The organism is Streptomyces sp. NPDC050619 (assembly GCF_040654815.1).
GTDB lineage: Bacteria > Actinomycetota > Actinomycetes > Streptomycetales > Streptomycetaceae > Streptomyces.
Genome location: NZ_JBFAIR010000062.1, coordinates 23048 through 39342 on the forward strand (window position 1 = coordinate 23048; position 16295 = coordinate 39342).

The following is a 16295-nucleotide window of genomic DNA, read 5'->3' on the forward strand; positions in this document are numbered from 1 at the left end:
CGGAGACAACCATGGAAGCCGCGGATTTCGAGGCCGTACTGAACGCGATCAGGACCTTCGTGCGCAAGGAGGTCGTGCCGGCCGAGGACGTGATCGAGAAGACCGACGAGATACCTGAGGCCCTCCGGGCGCAGGCGGCGCAGATGGGGCTCTTCGGCTACGCGCTGCCCGAGGAGTACGGCGGACTCGGCTTCTCGATGACCGAGGACGTCCAACTGGCCATGGAGGTCGGCTACACCGCACCGGCCTTCCGCTCCATGTTCGGGACCAACAACGGCATCGCCGGCCAGGTGCTGGTGAACTTCGGCACCGACGAGCAGAAGCAGCGGTACCTGCCGGGGCTGGCCGCCGGCGACACGATCGCCTCGTTCGCCCTGACCGAGGCCGAGGCCGGCTCGGACCCGAGCGGCCTGCGCACCCGCGCGGTTCGGGTCGACGGCGGGTATCTGCTCAACGGCCAGAAGCGGTTCATCACCAACGCGACCCGCGCCGACCTGTTCATGGTCTTCGCCCGGACGAACGCCGACACCGAGGGCACCAAGGGCATCTCCGTCTTCGCGGTCGAGTCCGGCAGCGAGGGACTCACCGTCGGCCCCAAGGACGAGAAGATGGGACAGCGCGGCGCGCACACCGCGGAGGTGTTCCTCGACGACGTCCTCGTACCCGAATCCGCGCTGATCGGCGCAGTGGAAGGCGAGGGCTTCTCGGCCGCCATGCGCTCGCTGGCACGTGGCCGGCTGCACATCGCGGCCGTCTGCGTCGGGCTGGCCCAGCGGCTCGTCGAAGAGAGCGTCAACCATGCCGCGGTCAGCCGGCAGGGCGGTCGCCCCGTCGCCGAGTTCCAGCAGGTGCAGGCGATGCTCGCGGACTCGCAGAGCGAACTCCTCGCCGGCCGCGGGATGGTGCTGGAAGCGGCGAAGGCGTACGACGACGGCAGCGACCGCCGCATGGCGCCGTCGTGCGCGAAGCTCTTCTGCTCCGAAATGGTCGACCGGGTGGCCGACCGCGCCGTCCAGATCCACGGCGGCCTCGGATACATGCGGACGGTCGCGGTCGAGCGGTTCTACCGGGACGCCCGCCTCTTCCGCCTGTACGAGGGCACCAGCGAGGTGCAGAAGGTCATCATCGCCAAGCAGATGCTCAAGGGGGCGGGCCGATGACGGACCACGCCGTACTCGTCGCTCAGGACGGCCCCGTCCGGACGCTCACCCTGAACCGGCCGGGCCGCCGCAACGCCCTGGACCTCGACGACCGGCGGGCGCTGCGGGCCGCACTGTCGGAGGCGGAGAACGACCACACCTGCCGGGCCGTGGTGCTCACCGGAGCCCACGGTGTGTTCTGCGCGGGCGGCGACATCCGGTCGATGTCACAGGACCCCGAGGTCGCACGGGCGCGGCTGGCGGTGATCAACGACATCGCGCGCGCTCTGGTCCACTGCCCGAAACCGGTGATCGCCGCCGTCGAAGGCGGTGCGTTCGGGCTCGGACTGTCGCTCGCCGCCGCGAGCGACTACGTGGTCGCTGCCGAGGACGCCAGGTTCGTGGCCTCGTTCGCCAAGATCGGACTGACCGCCGACACCGGTCTGTCCTGGAGCCTGTCCCAGCGGGTCGGACCTGGCCGCGCCAAGGAACTCATCCTTTTCGCGGACGAGCTGACCGCCGATCAGGCCCACCGGATGGGTCTGGTGAGCGAGGTCGTGCCGGGCGAGGAGGTCATGGGCCGGGCCATGGAGCGGGCCGGACAGCTCGCCGCGGCGTCGCCCGCCATGGTGGCGGGGACCAAGCGGATCTTCGCCCAGGAACGACAGGACCTCGAGTCGATCCTCGCCGCCGAGGCCGAGGTACAGGCCGAGCTGCTGGCCGGCGACGACTTCGCCGAACGACGTGCCGCGTTCCTGGATCGTCGTACGCCGACCTTCACCGGCTGAACCGCATTCCTCAGGAGAACTCATGTTGCAGCAGGGCACGTTCGACGGCCGGGTAGCCGTCGTCACGGGCGGCGGATCGGGCATCGGGGAGGCGATCGGCCGGGAACTCGCCCGTCTCGGCGCGAGCATCGCCGTTCTGGGCCGCACCAGGGACAAGCTGGACGCCGTCTGCGCGGACATCAACGCCGCGGGCGGCACGGCCAAGGGCTACGAGGTGGACATCCGCGACCGGTCCCGCGTCGAGGCGGTGATCGACTCGGTGACGACCGACTTCGGCCACGTCGACCACCTCGTCAACAACGCCGCGGGCAACTTCCGGGTGGCGCCGGAGCGGATGTCGCCCAACGCCTGGAACGCGGTCGTCGACATCGTCCTGGACGGTACCTGGCACTGCACGCAGACCGTGGGCAGGCACATGATCGAACGCGGCAGCGGCGGGTCGATCCTCAACATCGGCTCGACGATGTCGAAGCAGGGCGGCCCGGACACGGTCCACTCCGCGAGCGCCAAGGCCGGTGTGCGCGCGATGACCAAGTCCCTCGGGGTGGCCTGGGGGCCGTACGGCGTCCGGGTCAACGTCCTCATTCCCGGGATGACCGAAGGGACCGCCGGCGTCGAGGTTCTCCACCGGACGCAGGAGGACTTCGACCAGGCGGTGGGCTCCGTCCCCCTGGGCCGGCTCGCCACCCGGGAGGAGATCGCCCAGGTGGCGAGCTTCCTCCTGAGCGACTACGCGAGCTATATGACGGGGACGGAACTCGTGCTCGACGGCGGCCGCTCGCTCGGAAGGCTGTGACACGCCATGCACAGGCTCCGTGCGGAGGACGCCCGGCGGTCCCGGCCACTGCGGGGCATGCGGATCATCGAGATCTCGAGTTATGTGGCGGCCCCGCTGAGCGGGCTGACCCTGGCCCAGCTGGGCGCCGACGTGATCCGGATCGAACCGCTCGACGGCGCCGCCGACCGCACTCGATGGCCGCTGGCCGACAGCGGGACGAGCCTGTACTGGTCGGGGCTCAACAAGGGCAAGCGCGCCATCGAGGTGGACCTGTCCGACGAGCGGGGACGCCGGCTCGTCGGCGACCTGATCGTCAGCGGCGGACGCCGCGGCGGAATGGTGATCAGTAATTCCGAGCGGCACCCGGACCTGACGTTCGAGGCGTTGCGTGCGCGCCGCCCCGACCTGATCCACGTGCTGCTCACCGGTCGCCGGGACGGCTCGACCGCGGTGGACTACACCGTTCAGGCGGCCACCGGATTCCCCCAGCTGACCGGCCCGGAGAACTCGGCGCAGCCCGTGAACCACCTGATGCCCGCGTGGGACGTCGCGGCCGGGCTCTACCTGGCGGTCGGGCTGCTGGCCGCGGAACGGCACCGGCTGCTGACGGGGGAGGGGCAGCAGGTGCGGGTCGCGCTCGAGGACGTCGCCCTGGCGACCGCCGGAAACCTCGGCTACCTCGCCGAGGCGCAACTGAGCGGCACACCGCGGGAACGTGGCGGCAACTACGTCTACGGCAGCTTCGGCCGTGACTTCACGACCGCCGACGGTGGGCGGCTGATGGTCGTGGCGCTCACTCCGGGGCACTGGCAAAGCCTCCTCGCCGCGACCGGTCTCACCGAGGTGGTGTCCGCGCTGGCGTCCGCGCTCGGGGTGGACTTCGCCGAGGAGGAGCAACGCTTCCGGCACCGGAAGGTACTCGGTGAGCTGCTCGCGGGCTGGTTCGAGACCCGTACCCTCGCCGAGGCGGAGTCCGCGCTGCGTGCGACCAGGATCCTGTGGTCGACGTACCGGAGCTTCACCGATCTCGCTGCCGACGGTGCGCGTCTGCTGCGGGAGAGCCCGCTGATGGCGCAGGTCCGGCAGCCGGGAGTCGGCAGCCACTGGGCGCCCGGATCGCCCGTGGTGATGGACGGGGAGCAGTCGCCGCCCGGCGTGTCGCCGCTGGTGGGCCAGCACACCGACGAGGTTCTGCGCGCCGAACTCGGGCTGGGCGAGAGCGACCTCGCGATGCTGAGCGAGACCGGCGTCATCCGGACGCACGACAACGAGCGGTCCGTGGCGTGACTCCCGTCATCGAGCAGGTCCGGGACGCGCGGACACTGCTGTTCGTGCCAGGGAACCGCCCGGAGCGATTCGCCAAGGCACACGAGTCGGCACCCGGGCTCGTCGTCCTCGATCTCGAGGACGCGGTGCCCGCCGCACAGAAGGCCGCTGCCCGGGCACACGCGGTCGAGTGGCTGGCCGCCGCGGACATCGCCCCGCCGGTCGACGGTGTCACGGGCGCCGTGCACGACACCGAGTCGGTGCGCGGCGACGTCCGGTACGCCCGCCGGCTCGGCTTCACCGGAAAGCTGTGCATCCACCCCCGCCAGGTCCCGGTGGCCGAGGAAGCGCTGCGCCCCACCGACGAGGAGGTGCGGTGGGCGCGGTCGGTGGTCGAAGCCGCCGAAACGCATGGCGTCGCCGTCCACGAGGGACGGATGGTGGACAAGCCCGTGGCGGACCGGGCCCAGCGGATTCTGCGAACAGCCGGCCGCACACAGCGCGCAGCGGTGGACAGGGACAGCGGAGGACAGCGATGACTGCACTGACCGATGACGAGCGGGACATCGTCGCGCTGGTCGGCGAATTCGTCGACCAGCGGGTGCGGCCCCGGGTGCGGGAGTACGAGTCGGTGGACAAGTACCCCGCCGAGTTCATCGAGGAGATGAAGAAGCTGGGGTTCTTCGGCCTGCTGGTGCCCGCGCAGTACGGCGGTGCGGACGTCAGCACGGCCTGCTTCGCCCGGGTGACCGAGGAACTGGCTCGTGGCTGGATGAGCCTCGCCGGCGCGATCGGCGGCCATTCGGTGATCACCTACCTGATCAAGACCTTCGGCACCCCGGAGCAGCGCAGCACCTACCTGCCGTCGATGGCGGACGGCACGATCCGGGCGACGATGGCGCTCACCGAGCCGGGCGGCGGCAGCGACCTCCAGGCGATGCGCACCTACGCGGTCACCGAAGGCGACGACCTGACGATCACGGGATCCAAGACCTGGATCTCCAACGCACGCCACTCGGGCCTGATCGGCCTGTTGTGTGTGACCGACCGGAACGCGGCCCCCGCGCACCAGGGCATGAGCGTGATCCTCGTCGAGCCCGGTGACGGCCTGCTCATCTCGAAGAACCTGCCCAAGCTCGGATATCGCGGGGTCGAGGCGTGCGAGCTGGTCTTCGACGGGATGAGAGTCCCCGCGTCCGCCGTCCTCGGTGGCGAGCCGAACCAGGGGTGGGCGCACATGATGCGCGGACTCGAGGTCGGCAGGATCCAGGTGGCCGCCCGTGCGGTCGGCGTGGCACAGGCCGCGCTCGACGACGCGGTCAAGTACGCGCAGGAGCGGGAGTCGTTCGGCAAGCCGATCTGGAAGCACCAGTCGGTGGGCAACCTGCTGGCCGACATGGCGACCAAGGTCCGGGCGGCGCGGCTGATGACGGTCGACGCGGCGCAGCGGCTCGACGAGGGAAGCCGCGCGGACATGGAGGCCGGCATGGCCAAGCTGTTCGCCTCCGAGGCCGCGATGGAGGTGGCGCTGGACGCGATGCGCGTGCACGGCGGATACGGCTTCTCCAAGGAGTTCGACGTCGAGCGGTACTTCCGCGACGCCCCCCTGATGATCCTCGGCGAGGGCACCAACGAAATCCAGCGCAACGTGATCGCGGCGCAGTTGATCGCACGGGACAAGAACCACCGGACGAATGAGGGAAGTTGATCACTCATGGCGCTGATAGCCGACAAGACCGCGGTCATCACCGGCGGTGCACATGGCATCGGTCGCGCGATCGCGGAGCTGTTCGTCAAGGAAGGTGCGCGGGTCGTCCTCGGTGACCTGAACCTGGCTGCCGCCGAGGTGGCGGCCAAGGAACTCGGCGGCCCTGGGGTGGCCCGAGCGGTGCGGTGCGACATCACGAGCTCGTCCGAGGTGGACGCGCTGCTCCAGGTGGCGCTGGAGGCGTTCGGTTCGCTGGACATCATGGTCAACAACGCCGGGATCACCCGTGACGCGACGATGCGGACGATGACCGAGGAGCAGTTCGACCAGGTCATCGACGTACACCTCAAGGGCACCTGGAACGGCACGCGCAAGGCTGCCGCGATCATGCGCGAGCAGAAGAGCGGCGCGATCGTGAACATCTCCTCCCTGTCCGGGAAGGTCGGCATGGTCGGCCAGACCAACTACTCCGCCGCCAAGGCCGGCATCGTCGGCCTCTCCAAGGCCGCCGCCAAGGAACTGGCGCACCACGGAGTGCGGGTCAACGCCATCCAGCCCGGCCTGATCCGCAGCGCGATGACGGAGGCGATGCCGCAGAAGGCGTGGGACCAGAAGATGGCCGAGATCCCCATGCGGCGCGCCGGCGAGGTGCGCGAGGTGGCCTCCGTCGCGCTGTTCCTGGCCTCCGACCTGTCCTCCTACATGACCGGAACGGTGCTGGAAGTGACCGGCGGAAGGTTCATGTAGATCGATGAGCCAAGAATCCATGAGCCGGGAGTCCATGAGCCAAGAATCCATGAGCTGGGAACCGCACACTGTCACCACCACAGAGACGGTCGACCCCCACCCCGTGGCGACGCTGTCCGCTCTGTTCGACGACGGCACGCCCGCGATCGGTCCGGGAGACCCCCTGCCACCGCTCTGGCACTGGGTGGCACTCCCACGCTGGCCGGTCTCGTCCGCGCTCGGCGTCGACGGTCATCCGGCACGCGGCTCGTTCCTGCCTCCGGTGGAGCTGCCGAGACGGATGTTCGCAGGGGGCGACGTCGCCTTCCACGCCCCGCTCACGGTGGGGAGCACGGTCCGCCGGGAGGCGTCCGTGGAATCGGTCACCGAGAAGTCCGGACGCTCGGGCCGGCTGGTCGTCGTGGTCGTGGCGACCAGGCTGTACGACGAGGACGACCGGCTCGCGATCGAGGAGAGACAGGACATCGTCTACCGGGACTCCTCAGCCGTCACGTCCGCCGAGATCCCGGCCAAGCCGGCGGCCGGCCTGGCCCCCGCAGGTGCTCCCTTCGCCCGAGCCGGGGAGTGGGCCTGGCATTTCGCCACCGACCCGACTCTGTTGATGCGGTTCAGCGCGGCGACGTCGAACCCTCACCGGATCCACTACGACTGGCCGTACGCCACCCGGAGCGAGGGATATCCCGGCCTGGTGGTGCACGGGCCCTTGATGGCGCTCGCCCTCGCCGAGGTTCTCCCGCTGGAAGGGCATCGGGCGAGGGTCGTACGCATACGGCACCGAAGCCGGAAACCGCTGTTCTGCGGCCAGTCCGCTCAGCTCCGACGGACCCAGGACACCGAGAACCCCGAGGACGCCGCGGATGCGATCACCCTGGGTCTCTTCGGACCGCATTCCGGCGCAGCCGAGCCCGCACCCCACACACCCCACAGCACCTTGACGATCGACTTCGATCCCCGCGAGGAAGGCACCCCCGGCCATGCGTGAAGCGGTCATCTGCGAGCCCGTCCGTACGCCGATAGGCCGCTACGGCGGGATGTTCAAGAGCCTGACGGCAGTCGACCTCGGGGTGACCGCCCTCAAGGGACTCATCGAGCGCACCGGCATCGCGCCCGAGGCGATCGAGGACGTCGTCCTCGGCCACTGCAACGCGAACAGCGAGGCGCCGGCGATCGGCCGGGTCGTCGCGCTCGACGCCGGCCTTCCCGTCACCGTCCCCGGTCTGCACATCGACCGCCGGTGCGGCTCCGGTCTGCAAGCCGTCGTCCACGCCGCGATGCAGGTGCAGACCGGCGTCCAGGAGGTCGTCGTCGCGGGCGGCACCGAGAGCATGAGCAACGCCGCGTTCTACTCGGTCGACATGCGGTGGGGCGCGAAGAACGGCATCACGATGCACGACGGTCTCGTGCGCGCCCGGGCAACGGCAGGCGGGAGAAACCATCCTGTGCCCGGCGGCATGCTGGAGACAGCCGAGAACCTCCGCCGTGAGTACGCGATCACCCGCGAGGAACAGGACGAACTCGCTCTCGCGTCCCACCGGCGGGCGGTCAAGGCGCAGTCCGACGGGATCCTGGCCGAAGAGATCGTTCCGACCACGGTCAGGACCAGAAGCGGTGACGTCGTGATCGACACCGATGAACATCCGCGCGCCGACACCTCGTTGGAGTCGCTGGGCGGGCTCAAGCCGCTCCTGCTCGATTCCGACCCGGACGCCACGGTCACGGCGGGCAACGCCAGCGGCCAGAACGACGCGGCCGCCATGTGCATCGTCACCACACCCGAGCGCGCCGAACAGCTCGGACTGCGGCCACTGGTCCGCCTCGTCTCGTGGGGTGTCGCGGGGGTCGCTCCGAAGACGATGGGGATCGGCCCGGTCCCCGCCACGGAGGCCGCCCTGAACCGCGCCGGCCTCTGCCTGAACGACATGGACCTGATCGAGCTGAACGAGGCGTTCGCGGTTCAGACGCTCGCGGTCATGCGGGAGTGGAAGTTCGGTGACGAGGACCTGGAGCGCACGAACGTCCATGGCTCCGGTATCTCACTGGGGCATCCGGTCGGGGCGACCGGTGTGCGGATGCTCGCGACGTTGTCCCGGGAGCTGCGTCGCCGGGACGCCCGGTACGGCCTGGAGACCATGTGCATCGGCGGCGGCCAGGGGCTGGCCGCGGTCTTCGAGCGGGTGACGGCATGACCGTGTCGGTCTTCGTCCCTCAAGTCGAAAGGACAATGACGTGACTTCGACAAGCCTCAAAGCCTCTCGTAAGTCCTCAGTCGGAGGACAGAACGAGTCGCGGGTGCAGGCATGGAGCCTGACCGCCATTGTGGTCGTCCTCTACATCGTGAACTGGAGCGACAAGGCGATCCTCGGGCTGGTGGCCCAGCCACTGGCCAAGGAGTTCGGTCTGACGTCTTCTCAAATCGGGTTGGTGGGCAGCGGTTTCTTCCTGACGTTCACCATCGGTGGCTTCTTCGCCGGTCCGCTCAACAAGTTCATGACCGTTCGCTGGATCCTGCCCCTGCTTTCCCTGGTGTGGGCGGCGACCATGCTGCCGATCCTCGCGGTGGCGAGCTTCGCGGTCCTGCTGGTGAGCAGGCTCGTGCTGGGCTTCGCCGAAGGGCCGGTGTCGGCGCTGGCGTACACCGCCGTCTACTCGTGGCACCCGCCTCACAAGCGTGGCCTTCCCGGCGCCTGGATCACCGCCGGTTCGTCCATCGCCAAGATCGCCGTAGCGCCGCTTCTCGCGCTCGTCATCGCCGCCTGGGGCTGGCGGCCCGCCTTCGTCGTCCTGGCGGTGACCGGCGTGGCCTGGTGCGGTCTGTGGCTGGCCACGTGGAAGGAAGGCCCGTACGCGAAGGGCTCGCAGTCGAGCGCCCCGGTCACGGACGCGGAGCAGCCGACGGTGCCCTGGGGCAAGATCTTCCGGACTCCGACGTTCCTGGGCGGCGCGACGGCGATGTTCGCCATGTACGCACTGGTGACCGTCGTCCTCACCTGGCTGCCGTCCTATTTCGAGGTCGGGCTCGGCTACAGCCAGGTGCAGGCGGGCACCATGTTCGCCCTGCCCAGCATCGTCTCCCTGGTCTCGTTGATGGTGTCGTCCTACATCAGCGACAAGCTGCTCGCCCGGGGAACCAGCTCCCGGGCCGCGCGGGGTGTCCTGCCCGGTGTCGGCCTGCTGGTCTGCGGGCTGGCCATGGTGATGCTGCCGTTGATCGGCGTCCCGGTCCTCGTGGTCGTGGTGGTGTCCCTGGGCTACGGGATCGGGTCCATGATCTTCCCCCTCCTGAACGCGGCCGTCTCGGAGATCTGCCCGCCGGGACAACTGGCGGGCACGCTCGGCGTGTTCCTCGCGCTGATGTCACTGGGCGGTCTGGTCGCGCCGTACCTGACCGGGGTGATCGTGGACGCGTCGAGTTCGCCCGCCGAGGGCTACGCGACCGCGTTCCAGGTGTTCGGCATCGTCGCGGCCGTAACGGCGTTGATCGCACTGCTCACGGTGAATCCCGAACGCGATGCGCGCCGGCTGCTCGGCGCGGCGGTCAAGGCATAGGCAGCGCCGAACACTTCGATAATCACCTGGTCTTTGTCCGGCTGAGCCCGCGCGTGGTTGATTCAAGACGGACGTATTCGAGACGGACGTATTCGAGACGCATGTATTCGAGACGGACGTGTTGAATACGGACGCATTTCCTGAGTCAGGAGGCCAAGCAATGAACGATGCCGTCATAGTCGACGCGGTGCGCACCCCGGTCGGCAAGCGCAATGGTGCACTCGCCGGCATTCACCCTGCCGATTTGTCGGCGCACGTCCTGACGTCGCTGGCGGAACGCACCGGGATCCGGCCGGACGAGATCGACGACGTGGTGTGGGGCTGTGTGAGCCAGGTCGGAGACCAGGCAGTCAACGTCGGACGGACGGCCGTGCTGGCGGCGGGCTGGCCGCAGAGCGTGCCCGCGACCACGGTGAACCGTGCGTGCGGGTCCAGCCAGCAGTCGGTCCACTTCGCCGCCGCGGGCGTGATCGCGGGCCAGTACGACTTCGCGGTCGCGGGCGGTGTGGAGTCCATGAGCAGGGTGCCGATGGGCCGCGCAGGACAAGGTGGCCGGCCCAACCCGCCCACCGTGCTGGAGCGTTACGGCGTCGAGGGGTTCAGTCAGGGCACCGGCGCCGAGCTGATCGCCGAGAAATGGCGCCTTTCCCGCACTCAGCTCGACGAATTCTCACTGCGTTCGCACGAGTTGGCCGCCGCCGCGATCGACGCCGGTGTCCTGGACGCCCAGCTCGCGCCCGCCGGCGGGCTGCGTGCCGACGAAGGGGTGCGACGCGGAGGGTCCCTGGAGACCTTGGCCGGGCTCAAGACGGTGTTCCGCCAGGACGGTGTCATCCACGCGGGCAACTCGTCCCAGATCTCCGACGGCGCCGGCGCGCTGCTGATCACTTCGAGCGAGCAGGCGAGGAATCGCGGACTCGTCCCCCTCGCGCGGGTGCACACCGCGGTGCTCGCGGGCGACGACCCCGTCATGATGCTCACCGCGCCGATCGAGGCCACCGCCAAGGCATTGCGCACATCCGGCCTCGGTATCGACGACATCGGCGCGTTCGAGGTGAACGAGGCGTTCGCGCCGGTTCCCCTGGCCTGGCTCGCCGAAACGGGCGCGAAGCCGCAGCGGCTCAACCCGCTCGGAGGCGCCATCGCGGTCGGGCATCCGCTGGGCGGCTCGGGCGCGATCCTCATGACGCGGCTGGTGCATCACATGCGGGACAACAAAATCCGCTACGGGCTGCAGACGATGTGCGAGGCGGGCGGGATGGCGAACGCCACCATTCTCGAACTGCTCTGAGAGCACACCTTCGCGCGAATGGGAGACGAGGTACGAGGTGCACGGCACCAGCTACACCGAGGAGCACGAGAACTTCCGGGCGGTGGCCCGCGAGTTCCTGGCCAAGAAGGTCGTTCCGCACTTCCCCCAATGGGAGGAGGCCGGGCTGGTCCCGCGTGAATTCTTCCTGGAACTGGGCGAGTTGGGCGTGCCCGGCCTACAGATTCCGGAGGAGTACGGCGGGGGAGGCGCGCGGAGTTTTCTGTTCAACGCGGTCTGGCTGGAGGAGACCGCCCGTGCCCATGTGCACTTCGGCGGGCTGAGCGTGCACACCAATGTGGTGCTGCCCTATTTCATGTCCTGTGCGAACAGCGAGCAGAAGCGGCGCTGGCTGCCGGGCATGGCGAGCGGAGCGCTGTTGAGCGCCATCGCCATGACCGAGCCGGGCACCGGATCGGACCTCGCCGGGATGGCCACCACCGCACGGCGCCGCGGTGACCACTACGTCCTCAACGGTGCCAAGACCTTCATCACCGGTGGCGTCAACGCCGATCTGGTGATCGTGGTCGCCCGCACCGCGCACACCGACGACCGCAGGGACGGGCTGTCGCTGCTGGTCGTCGAGCGCGACATGCCGGGCTTCACACGCGGCCGGACGCTGGACAAGATCGGCCTGAAGGTCCAGGACACCGCGGAGTTGTTCTTCGACGACGTCGAGGTGCCGGTGGCGAACCTGCTCGGTGAGGAAGGCAAGGCGTTCCGCTACCTGGCCGGGAACCTGCCGCAGGAGCGGTTGCACATCTCGGTCACGGCCGTCGCCGCCGCCGAGGCGGCCATCGCGACCACCGTGGACCACGTCAAGGAGCGGCAGGTCTTCGGCAAGCCGGTGGCGGCCTTCCAGAACACCAAGTTCGAACTCGCCGCCTGCGTGGCGGAGACAGAGGCGGGCCGGGCGATGCTGGATCGCGCCCTGCTCGCCCACGACGCCGGGGAACTGTCCGGAGCGGACGCGGCCAAGCTCAAGATCTTCTGCACCGAACTTCAGGGCCGAGTGGTCGACCGCTGCCTGCAACTGTTCGGCGGCTACGGCTACATGCGCGAGTACCCCATCGCGCGGCTGTACGCGGACGCCCGCGTGACCCGGATCTACGGCGGCACCACCGAGGTGCTCAAGACCATCATCGCCAAGTCCCTCGGCCTGTGAACAGGCGGGAAAGGTAGCGGATATGCGTTTGGAAGGACTCTCGACCGCCATCACCGGCGGCGGGTCGGGGCTGGGCCTGGCCACCGCGCGGCGCCTGGTCGAGGCCGGCGGACTGGTCACGCTGATCGACCTGCCCGGCTCCGAGGGCAAGCAGGCGGCCCACGAACTCGGAGAAGCGGCGCGGTTCGTCCCGGCCGACGTCACCGACGCCGAGCAGTTCGGCGCGGCGCTGGACGCCGCCGACGAACGGAGCGGGCTGCGCGCGCTCGTGCACTGCGCGGGCGCGGGACGCAGGATGCGGCTGCTCGACAAGGAGGGAAATCCCGGATCACTGGAGGACTTCGAGTTCGTCATCCGGCTCAACCTCATCGGCTCCTTCAACGCACTGCGCCTCGGTGCCGCCAGGATCGCCCGGCAGGGCGAGACCGACGGCGAGCGCGGTGCGATCGTGATGACGGCCTCGGTCGCCGCGTACGAAGGCCAGATCGGCCAGATCAACTACACCGCGGCCAAGGCCGGCATCGTCGGAATGACCCTGACCGCGGCCCGCGACCTGGCGAGCCGTGCGATCCGCGTCTGCACGATCGCGCCCGGGATCATCGACACCCCGCTGCTCGGCAGGCTGCGCGAGGACGTCCGGGAGTCGCTGGCGGCGTCGGTACCCAACCCCCACCGCCTCGGCCGCCCCGACGAGTTCGGGCTGCTGACCTGCCAGATCCTGGAGAACCCCTACCTCAACGGGGAGACGATCCGCCTGGACGGCGCCATCCGTATGGCACCGCGGTGACCCGCGGGAGCGCGGGGTGCGCTCGATCCCCACACTCGCCCCACACTCGACGAGGAGGCAGGTACCGGTGGAAGTGACCGGAGTCCGGCAACAGCGAGCCTGGCAGCAGGGTGTCCTGCCGCCCGTCGAGGAGGTGCGGCCCGGCCTCTGGTCGATCCCGGTGCCCTTCCCGCGCAACCCCCTTCAGTACGTGCTGGTGTACGCGTTCGCACTGGAGGACGGGGTCGCGATCGTCGACGCGGGGTGGGACTGCGACGAGGCGTGGGAGGGGCTGGTGTCCGGGCTGGCGACAGCCGGCTACCGAGTCTCCGACGTACGGACGGTCCTGGTCACTCACCTGCACCCCGACCACTTCGGCCTCGTCGGCAGGGTCCGGGCCGCTTCCGCCGCACGCGTCGCCATGCACCCCACCGACGCCCGGCTGCTCCAGCACCGCAGCAGCGCCGACGAGCAGGACCACGCGCACACCTCACGGGATCAGTTGCGCCGGACCGGCTGCCCCAGCGCCCTCTACGCCGGGCAGCACTCGGTTCCGCTGGTCCGCTTCGACGAGAGCGACGGAGCCGACGACGTCGTGTGCGACGGCGACCGGGTCGAGCTGCCGGGATGGAACCTGCACGCGGTGTGGACGCCGGGCCACACCCCCGGCCACCTGTGTTTCGTCGAGCGCGACCTGGGCCTGCTGCTCAGCGGCGACCACGTGCTGCCTCGGGTCACCCCGACGATTTTGCTCTCGCCCGGTCTCCTGCCGGATCCGCTGGGCAGCTACACCGCGTCCCTGCGCAAGATCGCCGATCTCGACGTCGACGAGGTCCTGCCCGCCCACGAGTGGCGGTTTCGCGGGCTGCGCGAGCGGGTGCACACGATGCTGCGGCATCACGACGACCGGCTCGCGGAGATCGAGCACGCGGTCGGGGCCGCCCCCGGGATCACGGCGTGGCAGGTGACCGAGCGGCTGACCTGGTCCCGGCCCTTTAAGCGGATGCCGCAGCCCTCGCAGCGGCTGGCGCTGCGCGAGATCCTCGCCCATCTGGTCGTCCTCGCCGAGCACGGGCGCCTGCGGGAGACCGGTGATCCGGAGACCGGTGATCCGGTGGCCCGCTGGTACCCCGGCCCGGCGTCCGACGGCCCCCTTCTGGTTCAGCGGACGACAGTCAAGGAGTTCCCGAGGTGAGCACAGTCCTGACCGAATGCGACAACGGTGTCGCGGTCATCACCATCAACCGCCCGGCCGCGCGCAACGCGGTCGATCTCCAGGTGGCGAAGGAACTCGCCGCCGCGATGGACGAGTTCGAATCCCGCCCCGATCTCGTCGTGGGAATCCTCACCGGCGCGGGCGGCACCTTCTGCGCGGGCATGGACCTCAAGGCCTTCGCCCGCGGCGAACGCCCCTCCCTGCCGGGCCGCGGCTTCGCCGGCGTGACCGAGCGGCCCCCGAGTAAACCGCTGATCGCCGCCGTCGAAGGCTGGGCGCTCGCCGGCGGCTGCGAGCTCGCCCTCGCCGCCGACCTGGTCGTCGCCGCCACGGACGCGAAGTTCGGTCTGCCGGAGGTGCGGCGGGGCCTGGTCGCGGCGGGCGGCGGGCTGTTGCGGTTGCCCAGGGCGCTGCCGTACCAGCTGGCCATGCAGGTCGTGCTCACCGGCGAACCGCTCACCGCGGCGGTCGCCCACACGCACGGGCTGGTCAACGTCCTCACCGAGCCGGGCGACGCCCTGGCGGGAGCCAGGAAGCTGGCCGCCCGGATAGCGGCGAACGGCCCGCTCGCGGTCCGCGTCTCGAAGCAGATCGTCACGGCGGCGGTGGGCTACGGCGGCGCCGACGCGTTCGCGGCACAGAAGGAAGCGGTGGAACTGGTCATGGCCTCCGCCGACGCGAAGGAAGGGGCCCGGGCCTTCGCGGAGAAGCGGGCGCCGGTCTGGAAGGGACAGTGATGACGGTGCTTCCCCACTCCTTCGCGGGAATGACGATCAGCGACCAGCTCGCTCGGCACGCGCGCATGACTCCGGGTGCCGTGGCGTTCACGTTCGACGGGACCCATCGCTCCTACGGCCAGCTCGACGACCGCGTCAGCAGGCTCGCGAACGCCATGGCCGAGCGTGGCGTCGGGACGGGCGACCGGGTCGCGGTGCTGGCCTACAACGGCCTGGAGATCGTGGAGACATACCTGGCGTGCGCCAGAGCGGGCGCGATCTGCGTCCCGCTGAACTTCCGGCTCGTCGCCGACGAGATCGCCTACCAGCTCGCCGACAGCGGCGCGCGCCTCGCGGTCGTGGACGCTCCGCTGGCCCGCACCTTCGCCGACGCCCGGAAGCGGGCGGGGACACCGGCCTCCTGCCTCGTCGTCGGCCGAACAGACGAGCCCCACACGGACACTTACGCGGACACCGAGCCCTATGAGGACGCGTTGCGCGCGGCGTCGCCGGACCACCTCCCGTCGGCGGCGGATCTGTACGCGCCCGCGTTCATCATGTACACCTCCGGCACCACGGGCAGGCCCAAGGGAGCGGTGCTCACGCACTACAACGTGCTGGTCCAGACCGTCAGCAAGTCCCTGCACGTCGGACTGCGCACGGATTGCCGGACCTGGCTGATCCCCACCCCGATGTTCCACATCGCGGGCCTGGCGTCCGTGGCCACCAGCATGTTCGTCGGTGGGCGCACGGTGCTCGGCCGGTCCGTCGCCTTCGACGCGGCGGCGACGGTGGACCTGCTGGAGCGCGAGCGCGTCAACTGCTGTTTCTTCGTTCCCGCCCAGTGGCAGGCGATCTGCGACCTGCCGGACATCCGCGAGCGGGACCTGTCGGCACTGCGCCTGGTCTCCTGGGGCGCCGCGCCCGCGTCCACGACCTTGCTCCGGAGGATGGTGGAACTGTTCGGCCACGCCGACATCACCACGACGTTCGGCCAGACCGAGACCTGCGCGGTGACGACGATCCTGCAGAGCGAGGACGCGCTCCGCAAGATCGGATCGGTGGGGACTCCGTTGCTCAACACGGAGGTCCGCGTCGTCGACGCGAAAGGTGAAGACGTCCCACCGGGCGAGGTCGGCGAGATCGTCTAC

The 16295-nt window shown here is 69.8% G+C and carries 16 protein-coding genes; all 16 read left to right on the forward strand.

What is annotated here, in order from left to right:
- The first annotated feature begins 11 nt into the window (after window positions 1-11).
- Window positions 12-1160 carry an acyl-CoA dehydrogenase family protein gene (locus AB0I77_RS50285; protein ID WP_363289722.1) on the forward strand — a complete coding sequence of 383 codons (1149 nt, stop codon included), beginning with the start codon at window positions 12-14 and terminating at the stop codon, window positions 1158-1160.
- The gene (locus AB0I77_RS50290; RefSeq protein WP_363289723.1) at window positions 1157-1927 is read left to right on the forward strand and encodes an enoyl-CoA hydratase/isomerase family protein; all 771 of its coding nucleotides are present in this window, start codon (window positions 1157-1159) and stop codon (window positions 1925-1927) included. Before AB0I77_RS50285 ends, AB0I77_RS50290 begins: the two co-directional genes overlap by 4 nt.
- Before the next feature lie 22 nt (window positions 1928-1949).
- Complete coding sequence (locus AB0I77_RS50295) at window positions 1950-2723, forward strand: SDR family oxidoreductase (protein ID WP_363289724.1); 774 nt, start codon at window positions 1950-1952, stop codon at window positions 2721-2723.
- A 6-nt stretch (window positions 2724-2729) separates the two neighbouring features.
- Entirely contained in the window at window positions 2730-3992 is a 1263-nt protein-coding gene (locus AB0I77_RS50300) for a CoA transferase (RefSeq protein ID WP_363289725.1), read from the forward strand.
- Window positions 3989-4510, forward strand: a complete 522-nt coding sequence (locus tag AB0I77_RS50305; protein WP_363289726.1) for an aldolase/citrate lyase family protein — start codon at window positions 3989-3991, stop codon at window positions 4508-4510. The genes AB0I77_RS50300 and AB0I77_RS50305 overlap by 4 nt, the downstream gene beginning before the upstream one ends.
- On the forward strand, window positions 4507-5679 hold the full coding sequence (locus tag AB0I77_RS50310) for an acyl-CoA dehydrogenase family protein (RefSeq protein ID WP_363289727.1): 1173 nt from the start codon (window positions 4507-4509) through the stop codon (window positions 5677-5679). Before AB0I77_RS50305 ends, AB0I77_RS50310 begins: the two co-directional genes overlap by 4 nt.
- A gap of 6 nt (window positions 5680-5685) precedes the next feature.
- Complete coding sequence (fabG, locus tag AB0I77_RS50315; protein ID WP_363289728.1) at window positions 5686-6426, forward strand: 3-oxoacyl-ACP reductase FabG; 741 nt, start codon at window positions 5686-5688, stop codon at window positions 6424-6426.
- Window positions 6427-6460: 34 nt separating this feature from the next.
- Window positions 6461-7408 (forward strand): MaoC family dehydratase N-terminal domain-containing protein, encoded by a 948-nt coding sequence (locus AB0I77_RS50320; protein WP_363289729.1) that lies wholly within the window; start codon window positions 6461-6463, stop codon window positions 7406-7408.
- Window positions 7401-8612: an acetyl-CoA C-acetyltransferase gene (locus AB0I77_RS50325; RefSeq protein WP_363289730.1), complete on the forward strand. Its 1212-nt coding sequence runs from the start codon at window positions 7401-7403 to the stop codon at window positions 8610-8612. Before AB0I77_RS50320 ends, AB0I77_RS50325 begins: the two co-directional genes overlap by 8 nt.
- A gap of 103 nt (window positions 8613-8715) precedes the next feature.
- Window positions 8716-9972 carry an MFS transporter gene (locus AB0I77_RS50330; protein WP_363289731.1) on the forward strand — a complete coding sequence of 419 codons (1257 nt, stop codon included), beginning with the start codon at window positions 8716-8718 and terminating at the stop codon, window positions 9970-9972.
- A 160-nt stretch (window positions 9973-10132) separates the two neighbouring features.
- Window positions 10133-11263, forward strand: a complete 1131-nt coding sequence (locus AB0I77_RS50335) for an acetyl-CoA C-acyltransferase (RefSeq protein ID WP_363289732.1) — start codon at window positions 10133-10135, stop codon at window positions 11261-11263.
- A gap of 37 nt (window positions 11264-11300) precedes the next feature.
- Window positions 11301-12446, forward strand: a complete 1146-nt coding sequence (locus AB0I77_RS50340) for an acyl-CoA dehydrogenase family protein (RefSeq protein ID WP_363289733.1) — start codon at window positions 11301-11303, stop codon at window positions 12444-12446.
- 22 nt (window positions 12447-12468) lie between these two features.
- Window positions 12469-13233 carry an SDR family NAD(P)-dependent oxidoreductase gene (locus tag AB0I77_RS50345; RefSeq protein WP_363289734.1) on the forward strand — a complete coding sequence of 255 codons (765 nt, stop codon included), beginning with the start codon at window positions 12469-12471 and terminating at the stop codon, window positions 13231-13233.
- Between the two features lie 67 nt (window positions 13234-13300).
- The gene (locus tag AB0I77_RS50350; RefSeq protein ID WP_363289735.1) at window positions 13301-14407 is read left to right on the forward strand and encodes an MBL fold metallo-hydrolase; all 1107 of its coding nucleotides are present in this window, start codon (window positions 13301-13303) and stop codon (window positions 14405-14407) included.
- Window positions 14404-15165, forward strand: coding sequence for a crotonase/enoyl-CoA hydratase family protein (locus tag AB0I77_RS50355; RefSeq protein ID WP_363289736.1), 762 nt, complete (start codon window positions 14404-14406; stop codon window positions 15163-15165). Before AB0I77_RS50350 ends, AB0I77_RS50355 begins: the two co-directional genes overlap by 4 nt.
- A partial coding sequence (locus AB0I77_RS50360; RefSeq protein ID WP_363289737.1) for an AMP-binding protein occupies window positions 15165-16295 on the forward strand: 1131 nt, incomplete at its 3' end. The genes AB0I77_RS50355 and AB0I77_RS50360, both read left to right, overlap by 1 nt.